Origin of the sequence: Nitrospira tepida (assembly GCF_947241125.1) — a bacterium.
Classification (GTDB): Bacteria; Nitrospirota; Nitrospiria; order Nitrospirales; family Nitrospiraceae; genus Nitrospira_G; species Nitrospira_G tepida.
This window is the reverse complement of the sequence record NZ_OX365700.1, coordinates 1560394-1579767: the sequence shown is the minus strand read 5'-3', so window position 1 is coordinate 1579767 and position 19374 is coordinate 1560394. Positions and strand designations below refer to the sequence as shown.

Sequence of the window (19374 nt, the reverse complement as noted above, 5' to 3'; positions counted from 1 at the left end):
TTACCCGTCACACGTCATCCGTCAAACGTGGAGTGACCGAACTGCATTCCCAACCGATTGACGATTGACGAATGACCTTTGACCACCCCGCTACACCGGCAGCTCGAAGGTAAAGACCGTGCCGCGCGGCTGATTGTTTGCCGCGTAGATCTGCCCCTCATGGTCCGTGATGATGCGCCGGCTGATGGCAAGGCCGAGCCCCGTCCCCGTTCGTTTTCGCGAGAAGTAGGGCATGAACAGCTTCTCGTGGTCCTCGGAACTGATGCCCGTTCCTTCATCGGCCACGCTGACGACGGCCCGCCGGCGCTTGCCGTCATACCGGGTCGTCACCCATAGGCGGCCTTTTTGATTCATCGCCTGAACCCCGTTGTTGAAGAGGTTCACCAGCACGCGCTTGATCTGCTCCCGATCGAATCGGACCGAAGGCAGCACCTCGTCGAAATCCGCGAGAAATTCCACGTCCTTATGGGCTCCCTGGTACAGCGCGATGACTTCGCGCAGCACATCGTGCAAGGATCCTTCTGCCATTTGCGGAGCCGGCATGCGGGCGAATTTGGAGAATTCATCGACCATATTCTTGAGGCTGCCCACCTCGTTGACGATGACTTGCGTGCCCTCGTCGAAAATCCTGTCGAAGTCCGGGGCTTGCTCGAAATACTTTTTGCGGAGCCGTTGGGCCGACAACTGGATCGGCGTCAGCGGGTTCTTGATCTCGTGCGCGATGCGCTGCGCGACCTCCTGCCAGGCCGCCGCCTTTTGCGCCTTGATGAGATCCGTCAGGTCCTCGAAGACCAGCACAAACCCGAGATCCCGGCCCGCTTCGTCTTTCATGCGCGAGCAACTGAGGCCGATGGTCAGCACCTTGCCCTGCGCTTCGACCTGTCCTTCGAGCGACAGGGTGTCCCGCTGGTCGGCGAGCATGCGGTCGTAGGCCGTTTGAAAGAGATCCAGCTTGAACTCTTTGAAGACCTCGTTCGCCGCCCGGTTCCCCACGCGGTCGCCCCAGATGCCGAGTATCCGCTCGGCCGAGGGGTTGAAGGTCGTGATCCTCCCCTGCCGGTCGATGGAGAGCAGGCCGGCGGCAATGGTATCCACCACGGTCTGCGTGTAGGCGCGGCGGCGCTCGATCTCCACGTTGGATCGGCGGAGGGATTCGTTGGCCGACTCGATCTCGGCCTTGCCGGCCCGAAGGTCTGCGGTCATGCGGTTGAAGGATTCCACCAGCGTGCCGATCTCGTCCGTCGCCTTCGCCTCGATGTGCACGTCCAAGTCGCCCTGGGCGATGGCTTCGGTGGCCTGGGCCAAGCGCTGAATCGGCACCGTGATGCTGCGGGCCACGTAAAAGCCGAACCAGGTGGCGCCGAAGAGAATCATCACGGTGACGACCGCGACGAAGAGATAGGCCCCGGCCTTGATCGGGTTCTTCATCGCGCGCATCTGCTTGTATTCGGCATACCGCTGGCCGATGCCTTCCATCTTGGCCAGCAGCGATTCGGGCAGGTATGAATCGACGACCACGACCCCATCGACCTCCGAGCGGTTGGCGCTCGACAGGATGGGCACGCCGGCCCGGATCAGCCGGCCGTTCGAGGCCTCCTGCACGGAGGTCATCTCCTGTTTGGTGTTGATGACCTGCAGGACCAGTTGCCCGATGGGCAGGTCGATGACCTGGCCCGGCACCTCCGGGGCCAGGGCCTTGGTCAAGGTCTCCATCTTGGCCGAATAGATTTCCACCCCCGCCACGTTATGGTCGGCGCGCGCCCTCGCCATGGCCGCGATCAAGAGGTCGCGCTGCGTCGGCGCCATCAAGTCTTCGCGAAAGATTTCCTGGCTGATCGCCCGGGCGCTGTTCACCGCCACGGTCATGTGGCCTGCATGGTGCATCTTGGCCACTTCAAACGAATCGCGCATGACATGATCGATCTGGTCGCTGAACCACACGTCCACGGCCTTGTCCACCACGCGGCTGGCCACGAAGGCCAGCAGCACGGTCGGAATCAACGAGAAGCCGATGAAGGCCGCGACCAGCTTGGCCCGAAAGCCCGAGCCCACCAGCCGGTGCCGGCGCTCGAAATAGGCCTTGATCAGGTTGCGTGAGAGCAACAGGGTCAAGACCACCAGCCCGATCAGATCCAGGTTGATCAGCAGGAGCACGAACGCGTAGCTGGTGCTGGGCACCAACGACCCGCCGCTGCTCTCGGTCAGGACCCCGTATTGATAGTAATACAGCGTCAGCGCCAGGCAGGGGATCAGCAGGAGCAGCACGAACCAGACGGGGCGCAGGTGGCGCGGCCGGCCTTCCGTGGAAGGAGCGGCTCCGGTTATCGGGCGGATCGACGTCCCGGTTGTGGGCAGGCTGTTGGATTCAGGCATGGAAATGTTGCTAGGACGATAGGGTTCGCCCGAGGCGCCTCTCCTGTTCCAGGGCTCCTTCGGACAACGCTTCGCTCTTCAGAGTAGCCGGAACAGTGAAGGGAATCAAACGATTTGGCGCCCGAAGAGCGGCGACATAGCCGACAGGCAAGACCAGAACGAACCGCCGGGCTTACCGGGCTTATCGCGGAGCGGAGCCGGACGAGGTCAGTTCCACGAATTTCATCCGCAACGCATAGAGCATATCGGTCAGGACCGACTGCTCGTCCGACGTCAAGTTCCCTTTGGTTTTGGTCTCGAGCAGCGAAAGGATGTCGATGATTTCCTTGGCTTGAGGCAAATTGACGGGCAGTTCCTGCTGGCCAGGGTCCAACCGCTCACCCATCAACATCAGGGCGGAGGTGCCGAGCGAAAAGACAAAGGTCGAAAACGTCACTGGAACCGGTGCGTGGCCGGCATGGCCTTCGGAAGCTCCTGCGGCGCGGGACGCGGCCGCGGTTGGGGGCTCCGCGCGGGCCCGGCCTGAAGCCGCCGGCCCTTCAGAAGCCGCTCCTGACGACTCTGCCGGTTTCTCGCCCCGACGATCCCGGATCACGAACCCCCGTTCTTCCTCAGCGCTCATGCTCGCTCCCTCGACTCAGCTCTTCCTGCTTCGATCAACGGCCCAATTCAGCGGGCAGTACGGTAGCATAGGCCATAGAGAGTCGCAAGACGACCGCGAGCCGCCGCAAACGATTGCAGCGCCCCCCGGACTCGGTATAAGCTCCTGCCACCTGTTTATGAACCAGCCGCTTCATCATCAGGTTGTTCCGGCACAGACCGGCTTCGACCGTCTGGTCCAGATCATGGCCGCTCTGCGCGCGCCCGACGGCTGCCCCTGGGATCGCAAGCAGACCCACGACTCGCTCAAACCCTATCTGCTCGAAGAAACCTACGAAGTGCTGGAGACGATTGATCAGCAGGACATGGCCAAGCTGCGGGAGGAATTGGGCGACCTGCTGCTCCAGATCCTGTTCCATGCTCAGATTGCCGCCGAGCAGGGACGATTTACCATCGAAGATGTCATGGGCTTGCTCGCGGACAAGTTGATCCGCCGGCATCCGCACGTGTTCAATAGGCCCGATTCCGGACAAGACAGCCTGAGCCCGGAAGAGGTCTACGGCAAGTGGGAACAGATCAAGAAGCAGGAACGGGAAGCGGCGGGCCGGACGCAGTCGGTGCTCGATGGAGTGCCGAATACCCTTCCGGCGCTTCTCCGCGCCTACCAAGTGCAGGCGCGCGCCTCGCGCGTGGGGTTCGACTGGCCGGATTCGCGTGAAGGGACGGCGCAGGTGCTCGACAAGGTCGAGGAAGAATGCCGCGAACTGCGGGCGGCGGCCTCCGCAGACTTGGGCGGCGACAATCGCGCGCGGGCCGGCTCGCAGGAGCAGATCACGGCGGAATTCGGCGACGTGTTGTTTTCGCTGGTCAATCTCGCGCGCAAGCTCGCCGTGAACCCGGAGGATGCGCTTCGTCTGGCCACGGGACGGTTTGTCGATCGGTTTCATTACATCGAGGCGGAGGCCCGGCGCGCCGGCCGGTCGCTGGACAGCATGACCCTTGAAGAAATGGATCGGCTCTGGGCCGAAGCAAAGAAGGCAGCACAGGCCGAGGATCGCACCCCCATGGCAGCCCCTCGCCCCTCAGGCACGGCGTTATGACGGACCAACCGAAACAAGCCGAACCGCGCGGTCCGGAGGATTCCCCGTCCCCGCTGGGCCTCAACCATTATGAGGAAGGCAAGCGGGCCGGCGCCCATCCGCTCGTGGTGATCTTTTCTGTCATCTTCGGACTCTGGATTCTGATCTTCTTCGTCTTCGCGCCGGGAAATAAACGGGACCGGCCGGATGCGTCGCTGGGCAAACCGGAAATCGGCAGCAGTCATCTGGACGACGAGGGGAGCGCGGTTATTTTCCGCGTCCATGCCACGGTACCGGAATATAAGGCTATCAGCCTGATTATTCCGCCGGAGGCGACCAACAGCCAGATCATCAGCCTTTTAAAGGATTTTCACGCCAAGCGGATGGACAACAGCCTGACCAGCCTGCTTCCGGCCACCACGCCCGGCAATACGCTTGGAGACCATGCCATCGCCGACATCTACCTGTTCAGCGACCCGACCTACGCCGCGCCGGAAGTGGTTGGCACCCTGGCCCTCGGCGCCCATGCCCCCGGCGGCCTCTATCCGTCGGCCGTTCCATTTGAAGAAGCCATGGAGCGGGTTCGCGGTCGGTACCAGATCAACCTGAACAACAGCGATCACCCGGACCGGGCCTCATTGGGGTTTGCCGACGAATCTGGGGTCCATTCGAAAAATTACAAGCCGATCTTCTGAAAGACCGTATACCTATAATTTCGCCCGCTGCCGGATTTCCTCTCGCAGGGCCTGCTGCTGCTCGATTGCCCAGGTTTCCAGTTTCGGAAGCAGATGCGCCAGGGATCCGCTGAACGGCGCCACCAATGCATCCTGCCGCCCTCCCAACAACCCCTCTTCGTTGGCAAGCTGGAGCTTAAAGTCAGCGATCCGGCGCGTGAGCACGGCATTTACAACAACCTGTTGGCCCGCCGTGCCCTGGATGGTTCCCAGCAGCCGTTGCTTGATCGGGTCCAGTTCGTTGGGAATGCCAATCTTGACCCGGACGGCATGGGGCGTCGGCCAGGTCGGCCGTTGAATCGAATAGTCATAGGAAAACACGGGCTCTCTTGGTTCTCGAAAGGGGCCACTGACATTCAGAATACCGAACGGTTCAGCCATGGGTCACTCCACTCCTTGATCTCGCCATCTCCTCATTCTGCATATGCCCAACTGACCAAACGATGGTCAATTCCGCTTGCCGGCAAGATAATCTGCAATCCGCCCCGCGCTCGCCTGTCCTTCGCGGATGCAATCGGGAATCCCGACACCGCGATAGGCCGCTCCTGTCAGCACGAGGCCGGGATAGCGGCTCAAGCCTGCCTCGATTTGCGTCAGCCGGTCCAGGTGCCCCACCGTGTATTGAGGCATTCCGCGAGGCCATCGGTTCACTTCGACATAGGTCGGTGGCGCCTTGATTCCGGCCAGGGCGGCCAACTCCTCCCGCGAACGGCTGACGAGATCCTCGTCGCTCCCGGCCAGGCTGGCCTCCCTGCCGATTCCTCCAAGATAGCATCGGACCAGCACCTGTCCCGCCGGCGCTCGGTCCGCCCACTTGAGCGAGGTCCACGTCGCAGCCAGCAATGGCCGCTGCTCGACGCGAGGCACGACAAAGCCGAATCCCTGAATGGCCGGCCGCACATCATCCGAGTGATAGGCCAACGCAATCGTCGCCGTCGAGGCATAGAGAATTTGCTCCAGCAAGGCTGAGGATGACGGGCTCAGGGGCCGGACCAGGTCGGCGGACGCAAAGGCCGGGACGGCCAGGATCACGGCATCGGCCGCGATGCGGCTCCCGTCGGACAGCATGAGATCATAGACCCATCGCCCCGCCTCGCGGGACCGCACCCGCAGCGCCTCGACCCCGACGCCCGTCTGCAAGCCGACTCCGGCTGTGGCGAGCCGCTTCACCAGGGCGTCCACAAGCCCGCTCAACCCGTGACGGAGCGTCACAAACAGCGAGGGCTTCGGACGTCCATTGGCCGGCTCCGGTCCGGACGATCGTTTGGCCAGCAGGCCACGGATCAGGCTGCCGCATTGCTGCTCCAGTTCGGGAAACCGCGGGAACGTCGCCTGGATGCTCATCTGCGTCGCATCACCGGCGTAGATCCCGGCCATCAACGGCTCGATCAGGCGATCCGTCGCTTCCCGTCCGAACCGGCGCTGAAAAAACCCCCTCAGCGATTCATCGGCGCCGATCCGCCGCCTTGGCACGGCCCATTCCAGTCCCATGCGGGCCAGCCCGCTCCAAGACAAGAGGCCGCTCCGCAGAAACGGCCCCAACTTGCTCGGGACGATCACGACCAACCCCTCGGGCAATTCGCGAAGCCGCCCCCGCGAATAGACGAAGGTCTTGCGGTGCTCGTCGTTGGTGTTGATCAGTTGGTCGCCGAGCCCGAGTTCCCGGCACAGATCCAAGGCCCAGGGCTTCTGAGAGAGAAAGGAATCGGGTCCTGCCTCGATGAGCAGGCCTCCGGCCCGATGGGTCACGATCTTACCGCCCCAGGTCGGGGCGGATTCCAGCACCCGACAGGCAAGGAGCAGGTTGCGGTCCGACGCCAGCTTGGTGAGTTCGAAGGCGGCGGCAAGACCGGCAATCCCTCCACCGACAACCGCCACTGTCTGAGGACCGAGTGTCACGGAGAGGATCAGGCTGCCGCTACCGCTTGGTGATCCTGCACGACGGAGACCAGCGTATCGACTAGGGCCGGGGAGGCATTCAACATGGGAATCCGCTCCAGGCGCATTCCCTTCGCGGCGGCCACGTGTTTCAACTCGATGTCGAGATCGAACAGCACTTCGACGTGGTCGCACAGGAAACCGATCGGCGCCACCAGCAGATCGCGATGGCCGGCGGCGCACAACTCCTCCACAACCGCCTCGACCGACGGTCCCAGCCATTTCTCGCCCGTCCGCCCCTGGCTTTGGTAGGCCAATCGCACGACCGGCTGGCGTATCAGGGCGCAGACTTCGTTCATCGTACCCTGCACCTCGTCGGGATAGGGGTCCTTCATCTCCAGAATCCGCTCCGGCAAGCTATGTGCGGTGAACAGGATCGGTACTGTTCCGCGGCGCTCGATCGGAAAGTTTTTCAGGCCGGACTCCACATTCTCGGCGATGGCGGCGATCAACCGGGGATGCCGATGCCAGCTCTTCACATAACTGACCGGACAGTCGGCGCCCAGGGATGCCCTGGCCTCTTCGACCTTGTGAATGTAGGCGCCGATGCTGAGGCTGGAATATTGGGGCGCCATGCAGACGGCAATGACCTGCTCCGGTCGATCGCGCAGCAATGCCGCAAAGGTGTCCTTGACGAAGGGATGCCAATGTCGAAGCCCGACGTAGACGCGATACGGTGATCCGCCCAACTGGTTCAGCCGGTCCTCAAGCCGCCCGGCCACCTCACGCGTGACATCGAGCACCGGCGAACGTCCGCCCGTTACCCGATACCGTTCGCGGATCTCCTCGACTAATTCCGGGGGCGTCGGACGGCCCCCTCGCACTTCCTTGAGGTAAGGCTCCACGTTCTCCAGGCAATCGGGCCCACCCAGCCCCATGAGGAGGATCGCGATCGATTGTTGTGGTCCCGGCATTGCGAACCTCTCGTCATTCGTCAATGGTCATTCGTCATTCGATACAGGACGACAATATTTAGACCTGTCCGGTTGTCGAATGACGGTTGACGCTTGCCGCTCGTTATTGCTGACTCAGCTTATGCACCATGTCGATCGCGGCGGCGACATGGTCCATCGGCGTGCCCGGCAGGATCCCATGGCCGAGGTTGAAGATATGGCCGGGGCGGCCTCCCGCTCGGTGAAGGATGTCTTCCACCCGACGCTCGATTTCGCCCAGAGGTGCAAAGAGCACCACCGGATCCAGGTTCCCCTGTACCGCAACGTCGTGTCCAAGCCTCTCCCATCCTTCATCCAGCGGGATGCGCCAGTCCAGCCCCATCACCGTCCCCCCCGCGTCCCGCATCAGCCGGAGCAAGGTGCTGGTCCCGGTTCCGAAATAGATGAGCGGCACGCTCTCCCGCTTCAATCCTTCGAAGATCACCCGGACATGCGGGAGCACGTATTCGGCATAATCGCCCGGGGAGAGGCAGCCGACCCAACTGTCGAAAAGTTGAATGGCCTGGGCCCCTTCACGGATCTGTTGCCGCAGGTACCCGGTGACCTCCCGCGCCAACTTGTCCAACAGTCGGTGCCAGGCCTCCGGCTCCCGGTACATGAACTGTTTGGTCAGGATGTAGTTTCTGGAGCCACCTCCCTCGATGGCGTAACTGGCCAGCGTGAAGGGTGCCCCGGCGAATCCGATTAAGGGGACCCGGTCATTGAGCGCCCGGCGCGCCACCCGCACGGCGTCCGCCACGTAGGCCAGGGCCTGTCCATCGGTGACGCGGAGCCGATCCACCCCATTGCGGTCGCGGACGGGATTATGGATGACCGGTCCTTCTCCTTCGGCGAATTCGAGCGACAGGCCCATCGCCTCCAACGGCAGCAGGATGTCGGCGAAGATAATGGCGGCGTCCAGCGGAAACCGCTCGATCGGCTGCAGCGTGACCTCGGCGGCCAACTCCGGCGTCTTGCACACCTCCAGAATAGAATGTTTGGCCCGGATCCTTTGATACTCGGGCATGTATCGCCCCGCCTGGCGCATAAACCAGACGGGAGTACAATCGACCGCTTCGCGGCGACAGGCTTTCAAAAATCGATCATTCATAGCTCGTGCACCGTCCGCTAGATCCCGCGCGCATTCTAGAGAGGGAGCCGGCGGCGAGTCAATTCAATGGGCAGCTCCCGATCAATGGGCAGGTTCCAAGCTGGCAGGGCCGGCTCTGGAACAAGCGCGAAGAGAGTTCCGCCGCGTCGGTTGGTTCTCACATATTGCTGGCTCAACTTGTTCCGTCGTCCTATGCTCGCTAGAAAGCCCGGAATAGGCCGACGCACATCCGATCCGATTCATGGTATGATGAAATCCGGAGCGAAGGTTGGGTCCAGCCCCTCCCTCTGACAGACGCTTCGCATAGGAGGCTATGCGTACTTTTTTCGTCGAAACAGGGGGGAAGGGGATTGACTTCAGCCTACCGTCCTGTATAAATGCCCCAATTGTGTCGAAGACCGCCGTTCACCACATCCAGGTGACCGCTGCCCGTTACGTGGCCCCCCCTGATTGATCGGGCCCATCGCCACAGATCTGGCGCCCCTGTATAACAGCGTGCGAGTCGGGTTGTGCCTCTGTCTGAATAAGAGAGCATGGGAGAGAACGAATGATCACACAGCTCACGCAACGTATCTGGTCGGTCCTTCGCATTCCGGTGTATTTGTTTGACTCGTGGCAACCCAAGCATCCGAATCCGAACCAGGACCCCTACCGTGTCGATTGGGTTCAAGCCGTGCCCTTTATTACCATGCACCTCATGTGCCTCGGCGTGTTCTGGGTGGGCCTGAGCTGGCCGGCCGTGCTGGTGGCGATGTTTTTATATGGGCTGCGCATGTTCGCCATCACCGGCTTCTATCACCGCTATTTTTCCCATAAAACGTTCAAGACCTCGCGCCTGTGCCAGTTCCTGTTCGGCCTGGCCGGAGCCTCGGCCGTGCAGCGAGGCCCTCTATGGTGGGCGGCGCACCATCGCAAACATCACCGCGTGTCGGATCAACAGTCGGACGTCCATTCGCCGATCACCAACAGTTTTCTGTGGAGCCACACCGGATGGTTCCTCGCCCCGATCAACGCGCCGACCGATGTCAAAGCTGTCAATGATCTCGCCAAGTTCCCTGAACTCCGCTGGCTCGATCGATTCGACCTCGTCATCCCGATCGCGCTGGGCACGCTCACCTTCTTCCTGGGCGTCGGCCTGAACGCCCTGTGGCCGGGGCTGGGCACGTCGGGCATGCAGATGCTGATCGTCGGGTTCTTTATCTCGACCGTGCTGGTCAGCCACTGCACCTATACGATCAATTCGCTCGCTCACCGCTGGGGTTCCCGACGGTATGAGACGGGCGATTTCAGCCGGAACAATTTCTTCCTCGCGCTCATTACCTTCGGCGAAGGCTGGCACAACAACCATCACTACTATCCGGCCTCTGCCCGGCAGGGGTTCTATTGGTGGGAAATCGATATCTCCTATTACATTCTGAAGGCGATGTCGTGGTGCGGATTGATTTGGGATCTGCGGCCGGTCCCGGCCCATGTCCGCGATTCACGGCCGCAGGAAGAGGCGGTCGCGGTCTAGCGTCTCCTGTCCCATTCCGTTTCGTCGCCCATCGACGGTCTACACCCAATCGGTTTCATCCTCTGCGCCGCCTGCGCGGCGGGATGCGCCCAGGCTGTCCCGTATCCGTTGACTCTCGGCGTCGAGCCCGGCGGCTTCTTCCGGCGTCACCACCCAGGCATCGCCAACCTGCAGTTCGATCCGGTAGTGATTCTTGCGATCGGAAAACCATTCGATGTACGGATGGGGCTGGAGAAGCGGATGGGGATCGAACGAGATCAAGCTCACTGTCCCGACTTGCGGCACCTCAAAATCAGCCAGGACCTGCTCCGCCATGCCATCGTCCTCATACCGGCTGTTCCTCAGCCGGATCGCGCAGCCGGCGATCTCGCCCTTGAAGTCCCCCGCAAGACAGAGATCAACCCACTCGATTCCCGCGAGGTAGATCCGACCGGTCACAAGTCCGGGGACACGATTGTTGAGGAAGCCCTCACGCACCCACCGTCCGTTTCCGAATTTTTGCGCCATCGGTCTCCCTGCGTCTATGACGGCGGCGCACCGGCAGCCGTTGCTCTCGTCGGGCCGGATTCGTGCCCCCAGATCGTTCCCAACAGGGTCGCGACCAGGATACATCCGCTCCCGATCCATCCCAGGCTATCCAACTGCTCCCCGAGGAACAGCGAGGACAGCCAGGCGGCGCAGGCCGGTTCCAAGGCAAAGATCAGCGCGACCTGGTGAGCCGGCACGACGCGCTGCGCCCACATCTGCACGGCGAAGGCGCCGGTCGCCAACACTCCGGTGACGGCGAGGCCCGTCAGCAATACCGGCGAGGGCCTGAAGGCCTCCGGCGCCGGCGACTCGCCCACCGACCCCAGCGCCATCACCAGGCTCATCAGAATCATCTGCCAGAGAAACAATGAGACGGACTGTCCGGTTCTGGTGAACTGTTCGAGGCAGGCGATGTGTGCCGCGAACGCCGCGGCGCAGGCGAGATTGAGCACATCGCCGAGGTTGATCGAGACGGTCGGCTTGACCAAACAGAGCAACCCCACCAGGGCGAGGCCGACGGCGATCCAGGTGAGCAGGCCGAACCGACGAAGAAAAATCGGCACGAACACGACATAAAGCACGGTGATGAAGGCCGAGTTGGAGGCGGTGGTGTAGCGCAATCCGACCGTTTGGCACAAGTACCCGAGGCTCAGCCAGATGGTGGCGATCGCGCCCATCCGGAGCACCGATGCGTTCCTCTCCAGACGATAGCCCAGGGCCAAGGCGGCGGCGACCGCCAGCAGCGCGCCGAGCAGAAACCGTAGGAAAAGAAAGGAGAGCGGGGGAAGTTGCGCGAGGGCCGCCTTGGTCGCGGGAAAGGTCGCCCCCCACACAAGGGTCGTCGCCAGAAGCGCTAACTGCGGCATGACCCCGACATGTCCGGCATGCGGCAGGCACGCCGGCTACGGCTTGCACAGCGTGCAGCGCCGGGTGAACGTGGTCCCGGCCTGCTCCATTGCCAGCAGCGCACGTTCCTTGTCCGGATAGTCGAACCATCCCCCTTCCCAAAAGTCCGACTTCAGCGGGGTGGAGGGCACTTCGGCGCACCGATCCCGATGGAGCGTGGTTCGATCAATCGAACGGGCAATGTGGACCCAATACATCATGGCGAACCCTCCGGAACAACATCAGGAGAGTCGATTACGGGAGCAACTGCCATTCGTCCTTCTCGATATGAACTTTGACGCCCGTTTCCAGTTTCTTCACGTCTTCTTTGTCGAAGAGCCTCATATATCGCTCGATGCGATCCTCGTCATCGATCCGCTCCTCTTGCATGAACCCGCCGGATGCCTTATACCGCCGAATCAAGACTGGCATGGACGCACTCCTCCTTCGCTCATCGACTGTGAAACAGGGGGCTCCCCCTGTGCATAAAGTGTGCTACAATAGTGCAATTCTTGAGGCAGGGTCAAGCCGGTTCAGACCAGCAAGCACCGACATGAAACGTTTACCCGAACCGCTTCCATAACCGCCCAGCTCATCGCCAAGCAATACGACACGAGGCCGTCCATGCCGCTCTATGAATATCGTTGTGAGAATTGTCAGGAACAATTCGAAGCCGTTCAGCCGACTTGGGCGCGGGTGGAAGACACGGCCTGTCCGAAGTGCAAAGTGAAACGCGCCACACGCCTGATGTCCTCATTCGCCTCCAAGGTTGTCGGCACGCATAAGCCCGGATTCAAGGAAATGAAGGCGTACGACATGCTGAATGAGCGTATGGCCAAGTTCGCCAAGCTGCCTCCCGTGTCCGGAATGCGCGATATGCCGGCCCCCAACGTGACGTATGAGTCGGATTCCGGCTCCAGCAGTGCACCGAATTCCACGCCGACCGGGGGATGACGCCGCACGACATGCAGCATGGTCCGACCTGCTCCTCGGGGCTCCGGCGGAGGCGCCGCCCTGTACCCTGGTTTCCCTTTTTCGGCCACGGCCTATTCCCCCTGATTGCGGCGCTGATTTGCCTCGCATCGTTTGCCGTCTCCTCGATCACGCCGGGCCTGGCCGCGGACTTGCGCGGAAACCTGACCATCGCCGGCAACGGCCCGGAGCAGCCGTTGTTCGAATCATTGGCCCGGGCTTTCGAGAAGCAGTATCCGGGCGTCTATGTCGATCTGCTTTGGGACAAAAACTCCAAACCCGCCGAAATCGTCCGGAGCGGAGAAGCGCAGGTGGCCGTCACGGGAACGGCCGATCCGGATCTGCGCTCCACTCAAATCGCCTGGGACGGGATCGGGATCGTCGTGCATCTGTCCAACACGACCAAGGACATGACCTGGCAGCAAATCGGCGAACTCTTCAGCGGAAAGTACTCGTTCTGGTCTGAATTGGGCGGGCCGGACACCAAAATTCTCCTGATCGACCGGCCGAAATACGAGAACGTGCGCGATGCGTTCGAGGAGCAATTGGGCATCGTGGGCAAGATTCCCAGCTCGGCCACGACCATCAGCCGCGACGACAAGGTGATCAAGAAGGTGGTCGGCACTCTCCCGCCGAACTCGGCCGTCTCCTATGTCTCCCTGGAACAGGCGCTGGCCGCGGTGCACTCGGGAGTAGCCATCCGTCTGCTGGCTATCGACAAGGTCGAACCTGAAGAGCCGACCGTCAAGGACGGCCGCTACAAACTTCGTCGGCCTGTGCTCCTCCTGTCGGCGAAAGAGGCTCCGCCGCTCGTGCAGGCCTTCGAGGAATTCTGTCTCTCGGCGGCCGGCCAGAAAATCATCGACGAACTCTATACTCCGCTCGGTGCTCGACCGAAATCATAACGCAAGGAGGAATTCGTATGCGGCGCATGTTCTTGACATTAGCCGGACCGGTGCTCGGAGGACTCCTCATCGCTCCCTCGCTCCTGTTGGGTGCCGAGCAGGAAAAGGAGGGACAAATGACGGAAGGCGCGGGCTTCACCCTGTTCGACGTGGAATCGATCAAAGGGTTCGATGAGAACAAGGTCCAAAAAGACCCGGTGTGCGATCGATCGAAACGGCCCCGCATCATGAAAGTCGAGCCGGACGAGGTCAAGCCCGGCGACAAGGTGACCATCAAGGGGGAGAATTTCGGCACGAAGGAATGCTTCCACGGCGTGTCCTTCAGCGCCGCCTCCAAATCCGACGTGAAATATACCCTCGTGAACGACTCGACCATCGAGGCGACCGTCCCGGACATGAAGAACGGCATGACCTTCGTGGTCGTTGTCGCGGGCGGGGGCAGCGCCCAATCCAAGGGCGTCCTCATCCTCAGCAAGTAACGATGCCCGGTTGGCGGGAGGGTCCGGCGTCCGGCCCTCCCACGTGCGATCCCGCCAGTCAATTTCCTTCGCTCCGCATCGGTTCTTCCGTGCTTCAACTTCTCGACTTCCCTACCCCGGTATGCTACCTTACGCCGGTTTTTTTCCAGATTGGGCGGCACCTGCGCATCGGCGGGCCGTCCAGAGATATTCTATTGGTTCAAGATGTTTAAGAAGATCCTGGTGGCCAATCGGGGCGAGATCGCCATGCGCATCATCCGCGCGTGCCGCGAACTGAACATCCCGACCGTCGCCATCTATTCCGAAGCCGATTCCACCGGCATCTATGTCAAAAAGGCCGACGAGGCCTACCAGGTCGGACCGGGACCGGTCAAAGGCTTTCTGGACGGGCCCCAGATCGTGGCCTTGGCCAAACGGGTCGGCGCGGATGCCATTCACCCGGGGTACGGGTTCCTGGCCGAGAACGCCGAATTCGCCAGCCTGTGCCAAGCCTCGGACCTCACCTTCATCGGACCGTCCCCCCAGGCGATTCATCTGATGGGGAACAAGGTCGAAGCCCGCAAGTTGGCGGAGAGCGTGGGCGTGCCGATCGTGCCGGGAACCGAGGGAGGGATCTCGGACGTTCGCGAGGGGCTGCGCTTCGCGCAAAAGATCGGCTATCCCGTGATCATCAAGGCCAGCGCCGGCGGAGGAGGGCGAGGGCTGCGGGTGGTGCGCTCCGACGACGAACTCCGCGACCAGATGGACACCTGCTCGCGCGAAGCCCTGGCTTCGTTCGGGGATGGCAGCATCTTCATCGAAAAGTACATCGAGCGCCCCCACCATATCGAGTTTCAGATTTTGGGCGATCGTCACGGCAACATCATTCATCTCGGTGAACGAGACTGTTCGATCCAGCGCCGCCACCAGAAGCTGATCGAGATCGCGCCGTCTCTGGTCCTCACGCCGGCTCTTCGGGAAGAAATGGGCGCCGCGGCAGCCAGACTGGCAAAGGCGGTGGATTACGACAATGCCGGGACCGTCGAGTTTCTGCTCGATCAGGAGGGCCGTTACTATTTCATCGAGATGAATCCGCGCGTGCAGGTGGAGCATACGGTCACGGAGCAGATCACGGCCATCGACATCGTGCGGGCGCAAATCACGATCGCCGCCGGCGAGCCGCTCGACGTGACTCAATCGGACGTGCACTTCATCGCCTACGCCATTCAATGCCGGATCAATGCTGAGGACCCGAAAAACAACTTCCGGCCCTGCACCGGGACCGTGACCGCCTATCTCTCCCCCGGAGGCATCGGCGTGCGGATCGATGGCGCAGTCTATAAGGACTACACCATTTCCCCCTATTACGATCCGCTGCTGGCCAAGTTGACCGTCCGGGGACGGACCTGGGAGGAAACCGTCAGCCGCATGCACCGGTCGCTGGAGGAGTACGTGCTCCGCGGCGTGAAAACGACGATCCCCTATATGAAGGCGATCATGCAGGACCCGGATTTCCGGGAAGGACGATTCGATACCTCCTACATCGAGACCCATCCCCAGTTGCTCGATTACGAGGAAACGATCGAGCCGGAGGATCTGGTGCTCGCCATCTCCGCCGCCATCGCCGCCCACGAAGGACTCTAATCGACTTCCCCCGAACCCCGTCATGGCACGCGCATCGAAGAAGAAGGCGTCCCGTCCGAGTCCGACCCCGCGCAGCGCGCGGCCAAGCCGGCCGCGCAAGGAAGAGGCCGCTCCGCTCCGCGTCCAGGCCGCTCCCGGCAAGACCCTGCACATCACGGACGTGGCGTTGCGCGATGGCCACCAATCCTTGCTGGCCACCAGGATGCGGACCGAAGACATGCTCTCCATCGCCCAGAAGCTCGACGCAGTCGGCTACTGGTCGCTGGAGGTCTGGGGCGGGGCGACCTTCGACACCTGCCTGCGCTTTCTCAAGGAAGATCCCTGGGAACGGCTGCGCGCGTTGCGGGAAGCCATGCCGAACACTAGGCTCCAGATGCTGCTGCGGGGACAGAACATCGTCGGGTACCGGCATTACGCCGACGACGTGCTGGAGAAATTCATCGAACGGTCCGCAGCCAACGGCATCGACGTCTTTCGGATCTTCGACGCGTTGAACGACGTGCGGAACGTCGATCGCGCGGTTCGCGAGGTCAAGGCCAACGGCAAGCATGCGGAAGCCGCGATCTGCTACACCGTCAGCCCGGTCCACAGCCTCGACCGCTTCGTGGACCTGGCCAAGCGGTTCGAGGACATGGGGACGGACACCCTCTGCATCAAGGACATGGCGGGGTTGCTGGCCCCGCTGGAGGCCTATCGGCTGGTCAAGCGCCTCAAGTCTTCCGTCAGCGTCCCGATCCATCTGCACACGCACTATACCTCCGGCATGGCTTCCATGGCCTCGTTCATGGCTATCCTGGCCGGGTTGGACATGCTGGACACGGCCATCTCTCCGTTGGCCGGTGGCACGTCTCATCCGCCGACCGAAACGCTGGTAGCCGCCCTTCGCGGGACGCCATACGACACCGGGCTCGATCTGCGCCGTCTGGAGCCGATCGCCGACCACTTCCGGACGGTGCGTCGGAAGTACCAGCAGTTCGAGAGCGACTTCACGGGCGTGGATGCCGAGATCCTCACGTCCCAGATTCCCGGGGGCATGCTGTCGAACCTGGCCGCTCAGCTCACCGAACAAAACGCGCTGGACCGCATGAAGGAAGTGCTCGACGAGGTGCCGCGCGTGCGGAAGGAGATGGGCTATCCGCCGCTGGTGACGCCCACGAGCCAGATCGTCGGCACCCAGGCCACGCTGAACGTCCTCACCGGCGAGCGGTACCAAGTCATCACGAACGAGACCAAGAATTATTTCCTCGGTCTCTACGGCAAGGCCCCCGGTCCCGTGGATCGCGAGATCCAGGCCAAGGCCATCGGCGACGAGGAGCCGATTCGCGGACGTCCCGCCGATCGGCTGGAGCCGGAGTTGGAGAAGCTCGCCGAGGAAATGCCGGAGACGGCTGCCACGCTCGAAGACCAGTTGTCGTTCGCCCTCTTCCCCGCCATCGCGCGGGAGTTCTTCGAAGAACGGGCGCGGGGCGAGCTCAAACCGGAGGAGTTGACGCCCCGCTCAGAAAAAGGACCGAGCGCCGCGGCGGAGCTGCACCTGGCGCCGGCGGAGTTCCTGGTCACCGTCCATGGCGAGACCTATCACATCCACGTCTCGGGTTCCGGCCGCAAGGTGGACGGGAAGCGCCCCTATTACATCCGCGTCAATGAAAAGCTGGAGGAAGTGACGCTGGAGCCGCTCCAGGAAGTGCTGGCCGGCGTGCCCGAGGCGGCCGACAGCCAACCTTCGAAAACACCGAAGCGCCCCAAGCCGCTCAAGCCGGGGGACGTGGCGCCCCCCATGCCAGGCCGGGTCGTGAAGGTGCTCGTGTCGGTGGGCGATGTTGTCAAGGCCGGCGATCCCCTGCTGATCATCGAAGCCATGAAGATGGAGAGCCGGGTGCCCGCCCCGATCGACGGCCGCGTCACCGCGGTCCATGCCGCCGAGGGCGACAACGTCAAGACGGACGAAACGCTCGTCCAGTTGGAATAGCGCCACGGGCATACAGCGATCCCCGCTCGATTTCGTCGAGTGAACCAGCCGACCCTCATTCTGACCCTCTGCCCCTTCCTGGCCCTCTGTTTGCTCGCATCCTGTTCCAGTCCGCAGATCCCCCAGTGGTTCGAAGCCTTCTCCCGCATACCCGTGCAGACCGTCGAAGTCGACGGGTACCGGCTGGCCTATCTTGACCAGGGAACCGGACCGGTCTTGATCCTGATCCACGGATTCGGCGGATCGCTGTGGCAATGGGAATACCAGCAGGTCCTCTCGCACCACGGCTATCGCGTCATTACGGTCGATCTCCTGGGCTCCGGGTTTTCCGACAAGCCGGCGTTGGAGTACCGCCCGGAGGAGGTACTGCGGTTTTTCCTGGGCTTTATGGACCAGTTGAATATTCCGCAGGCCACGTTGATCGGCAATTCCATGGGGGCCGGGGTGGCGCTCGCCGTGGCGCTGACCGCGCCGGAACGGGTGGAGCGATTGGTGCTCATCGGCGGCTTGCCGGCCGACATCAAGGGCCAACTCGCCAGTCCGTTGGTGCGCAAGGGGCTGGATTCCTCGGTTCCGACCTGGTTCGCCGAGTTGGGCGCCAAGCTCTTCGGCTCCTCCGTCGGTGAAAGAGTCCTGCGGGAGATTATCTACGACCAGTCGATGATTACCCCCGCCGTGCTCGATCGATCCGGTCGCAACCGGCGGCAGCCGGGGATCATCGGACCGATACTGGCCATCGGCAAGACCTTGCCGGAGTGGGAGTCACAGTACGCGCCCCGCCTGAGCGAGATCCGGCAGCCCACGCTGATCATCTGGGGCCATGAGGACCGGATCTTCCCGCCCGCAGTCGGACGGACGTTGTCCGAGACGATCACCGGATCGCGCCTCGTGCTGGTTCCGCGCGCCGGCCACATCCCGCAATGGGAACAACCGGAGACCGTCAACCACGCGATCCGCGCGTTTCTGAAATCTTGACATGATGCGGAACCCCGTCACAGTATGGGATCGGTTCCGGTTCCACCTGACCAATTGAAGAGGAGGCAGCTTATGCGACGGATCATGATCGTGCCTGCATACCTTCGTCCTGTATCCTTGATCGCGGCCGGGTTCCTCATGGCCGGTACCGGATGCGCAGGGATGGGCAAATCCGCGGACTCGGGATTCATGTATAAGAACTTGCCGGTATCCCAAGCCTCGGCCATGGCGGGGGATGGACACAGCGTCACCCTGTTCGGAAAGGCCATGCCTTTGTCCGGTCCGGAGATCAAGGCGGGGGATAAACTGCGGGACGCGCTGGTCACCAAGCCGGACCTGTCGCTGGTCCATATAGCCGGCACGGACGGAAAGGGCAAGGTGCGCATCATCAGCGTGGTGCCGTCGCTCGACACCAAGGTCTGTGAACAGCAAACCCATTACCTGAGCGAAAAGAACAACGGCTTGGACCGCATGATCGAGCTCATCACGATCAGCGTCGATACCCCTTTCGCGCAGAAGCGTTTTGCGGAGGAGGCCAAGATCAACAATGTGACCTTCTTGTCCGATTACCGAGAGGCCGCGTTCGGCAAGGCCCACGGCCTCTTTCTGAAAGATCCGCACATCCTGACCCGGGCGATTATGGTCGTGGACAAGGACAACACCGTCCGCCATCTCCAGTTGACGCCGGACCTGGGCCAGCTCCCCGACATGGATGAAGCATTCCGATACGCGCGCTCGCTGATCAACGCAAGCTGATG

The 19374-nt window shown here is 62.1% G+C and carries 20 protein-coding genes; 10 read left to right on the top strand and 10 right to left on the bottom strand.

What is annotated here, in order from left to right:
• Positions 1-90 precede the first annotated feature (90 nt).
• Together QWI75_RS07420 and QWI75_RS07415 are read right to left on the bottom strand one after the other, a co-directional pair.
• Complete coding sequence (locus QWI75_RS07420) at positions 91-2373, bottom strand: sensor histidine kinase (protein WP_289268066.1); 2283 nt, start codon at positions 2371-2373, stop codon at positions 91-93.
• Between the two features lie 181 nt (positions 2374-2554).
• Positions 2555-2995 carry a DUF1844 domain-containing protein gene (locus QWI75_RS07415; RefSeq protein ID WP_289268065.1) on the bottom strand — a complete coding sequence of 147 codons (441 nt, stop codon included), beginning with the start codon at positions 2993-2995 and terminating at the stop codon, positions 2555-2557.
• 157 nt (positions 2996-3152) lie between these two features.
• Here QWI75_RS07415 and mazG point away from each other — a divergent pair, with 157 nt between their 5' ends.
• Together mazG and QWI75_RS07405 are read left to right on the top strand one after the other, a co-directional pair.
• Positions 3153-4073, top strand: coding sequence for a nucleoside triphosphate pyrophosphohydrolase (gene mazG, locus QWI75_RS07410; RefSeq protein ID WP_289268064.1), 921 nt, complete (start codon positions 3153-3155; stop codon positions 4071-4073).
• The gene (locus QWI75_RS07405; RefSeq protein ID WP_289268063.1) at positions 4070-4747 is read left to right on the top strand and encodes a hypothetical protein; all 678 of its coding nucleotides are present in this window, start codon (positions 4070-4072) and stop codon (positions 4745-4747) included. Before mazG ends, QWI75_RS07405 begins: the two co-directional genes overlap by 4 nt.
• Before the next feature lie 12 nt (positions 4748-4759).
• Here the strand turns inward: QWI75_RS07405 and QWI75_RS07400 are convergent, their stop codons facing one another.
• The 4 genes from QWI75_RS07400 to hemE form a co-directional block, all read right to left on the bottom strand.
• A complete protein-coding gene (locus tag QWI75_RS07400) occupies positions 4760-5167 on the bottom strand; it encodes a hypothetical protein (protein WP_289268062.1) in 408 nt (135 codons plus the stop codon).
• Between the two features lie 66 nt (positions 5168-5233).
• A complete protein-coding gene (gene hemG / locus QWI75_RS07395; protein WP_289268061.1) occupies positions 5234-6685 on the bottom strand; it encodes a protoporphyrinogen oxidase in 1452 nt (483 codons plus the stop codon).
• 8 nt (positions 6686-6693) lie between these two features.
• On the bottom strand, positions 6694-7638 hold the full coding sequence (gene hemH, locus QWI75_RS07390) for a ferrochelatase (RefSeq protein WP_289268060.1): 945 nt from the start codon (positions 7636-7638) through the stop codon (positions 6694-6696).
• A gap of 103 nt (positions 7639-7741) precedes the next feature.
• On the bottom strand, positions 7742-8767 hold the full coding sequence (gene hemE, locus QWI75_RS07385) for a uroporphyrinogen decarboxylase (RefSeq protein ID WP_289268059.1): 1026 nt from the start codon (positions 8765-8767) through the stop codon (positions 7742-7744).
• A gap of 547 nt (positions 8768-9314) precedes the next feature.
• Between hemE and QWI75_RS07380 the strand changes: the two genes are divergently transcribed.
• A complete protein-coding gene (locus QWI75_RS07380) occupies positions 9315-10280 on the top strand; it encodes an acyl-CoA desaturase (protein ID WP_289268058.1) in 966 nt (321 codons plus the stop codon).
• A 39-nt stretch (positions 10281-10319) separates the two neighbouring features.
• Here the strand turns inward: QWI75_RS07380 and QWI75_RS07375 are convergent, their stop codons facing one another.
• The 4 genes from QWI75_RS07375 to QWI75_RS07360 are packed head-to-tail and all read right to left on the bottom strand — an operon-like array spanning position 10320 to position 12125.
• A complete protein-coding gene (locus tag QWI75_RS07375) occupies positions 10320-10787 on the bottom strand; it encodes a hypothetical protein (protein ID WP_289268057.1) in 468 nt (155 codons plus the stop codon).
• A 14-nt stretch (positions 10788-10801) separates the two neighbouring features.
• Complete coding sequence (locus QWI75_RS07370; protein ID WP_289268056.1) at positions 10802-11674, bottom strand: DMT family transporter; 873 nt, start codon at positions 11672-11674, stop codon at positions 10802-10804.
• Positions 11675-11710: 36 nt separating this feature from the next.
• Complete coding sequence (locus QWI75_RS07365; protein ID WP_289268055.1) at positions 11711-11914, bottom strand: hypothetical protein; 204 nt, start codon at positions 11912-11914, stop codon at positions 11711-11713.
• A gap of 34 nt (positions 11915-11948) precedes the next feature.
• The gene (locus tag QWI75_RS07360) at positions 11949-12125 is read right to left on the bottom strand and encodes a hypothetical protein (protein ID WP_289268054.1); all 177 of its coding nucleotides are present in this window, start codon (positions 12123-12125) and stop codon (positions 11949-11951) included.
• Between the two features lie 192 nt (positions 12126-12317).
• On the opposite strand from QWI75_RS07360, the gene QWI75_RS07355 reads away from it, so the two are divergent.
• The 7 genes from QWI75_RS07355 (at position 12318) to tpx (ending at position 19372) form a co-directional block, all read left to right on the top strand.
• Positions 12318-12647, top strand: a complete 330-nt coding sequence (locus QWI75_RS07355) for an FmdB family zinc ribbon protein (RefSeq protein ID WP_289268053.1) — start codon at positions 12318-12320, stop codon at positions 12645-12647.
• The gene (locus QWI75_RS07350; protein ID WP_289268052.1) at positions 12644-13570 is read left to right on the top strand and encodes a substrate-binding domain-containing protein; all 927 of its coding nucleotides are present in this window, start codon (positions 12644-12646) and stop codon (positions 13568-13570) included. Before QWI75_RS07355 ends, QWI75_RS07350 begins: the two co-directional genes overlap by 4 nt.
• A gap of 17 nt (positions 13571-13587) precedes the next feature.
• The gene (locus tag QWI75_RS07345; RefSeq protein ID WP_289268051.1) at positions 13588-14049 is read left to right on the top strand and encodes an IPT/TIG domain-containing protein; all 462 of its coding nucleotides are present in this window, start codon (positions 13588-13590) and stop codon (positions 14047-14049) included.
• Between the two features lie 204 nt (positions 14050-14253).
• Positions 14254-15672, top strand: a complete 1419-nt coding sequence (gene accC, locus QWI75_RS07340) for an acetyl-CoA carboxylase biotin carboxylase subunit (RefSeq protein WP_289268050.1) — start codon at positions 14254-14256, stop codon at positions 15670-15672.
• A gap of 202 nt (positions 15673-15874) precedes the next feature.
• Positions 15875-17641, top strand: a complete 1767-nt coding sequence (gene oadA, locus QWI75_RS07335) for a sodium-extruding oxaloacetate decarboxylase subunit alpha (RefSeq protein WP_370693628.1) — start codon at positions 15875-15877, stop codon at positions 17639-17641.
• A 39-nt stretch (positions 17642-17680) separates the two neighbouring features.
• Positions 17681-18616, top strand: a complete 936-nt coding sequence (locus tag QWI75_RS07330) for an alpha/beta fold hydrolase (RefSeq protein ID WP_289268048.1) — start codon at positions 17681-17683, stop codon at positions 18614-18616.
• A gap of 72 nt (positions 18617-18688) precedes the next feature.
• Positions 18689-19372 carry a thiol peroxidase gene (gene tpx / locus QWI75_RS07325; protein ID WP_289268047.1) on the top strand — a complete coding sequence of 228 codons (684 nt, stop codon included), beginning with the start codon at positions 18689-18691 and terminating at the stop codon, positions 19370-19372.
• Positions 19373-19374 lie beyond the last annotated feature (2 nt).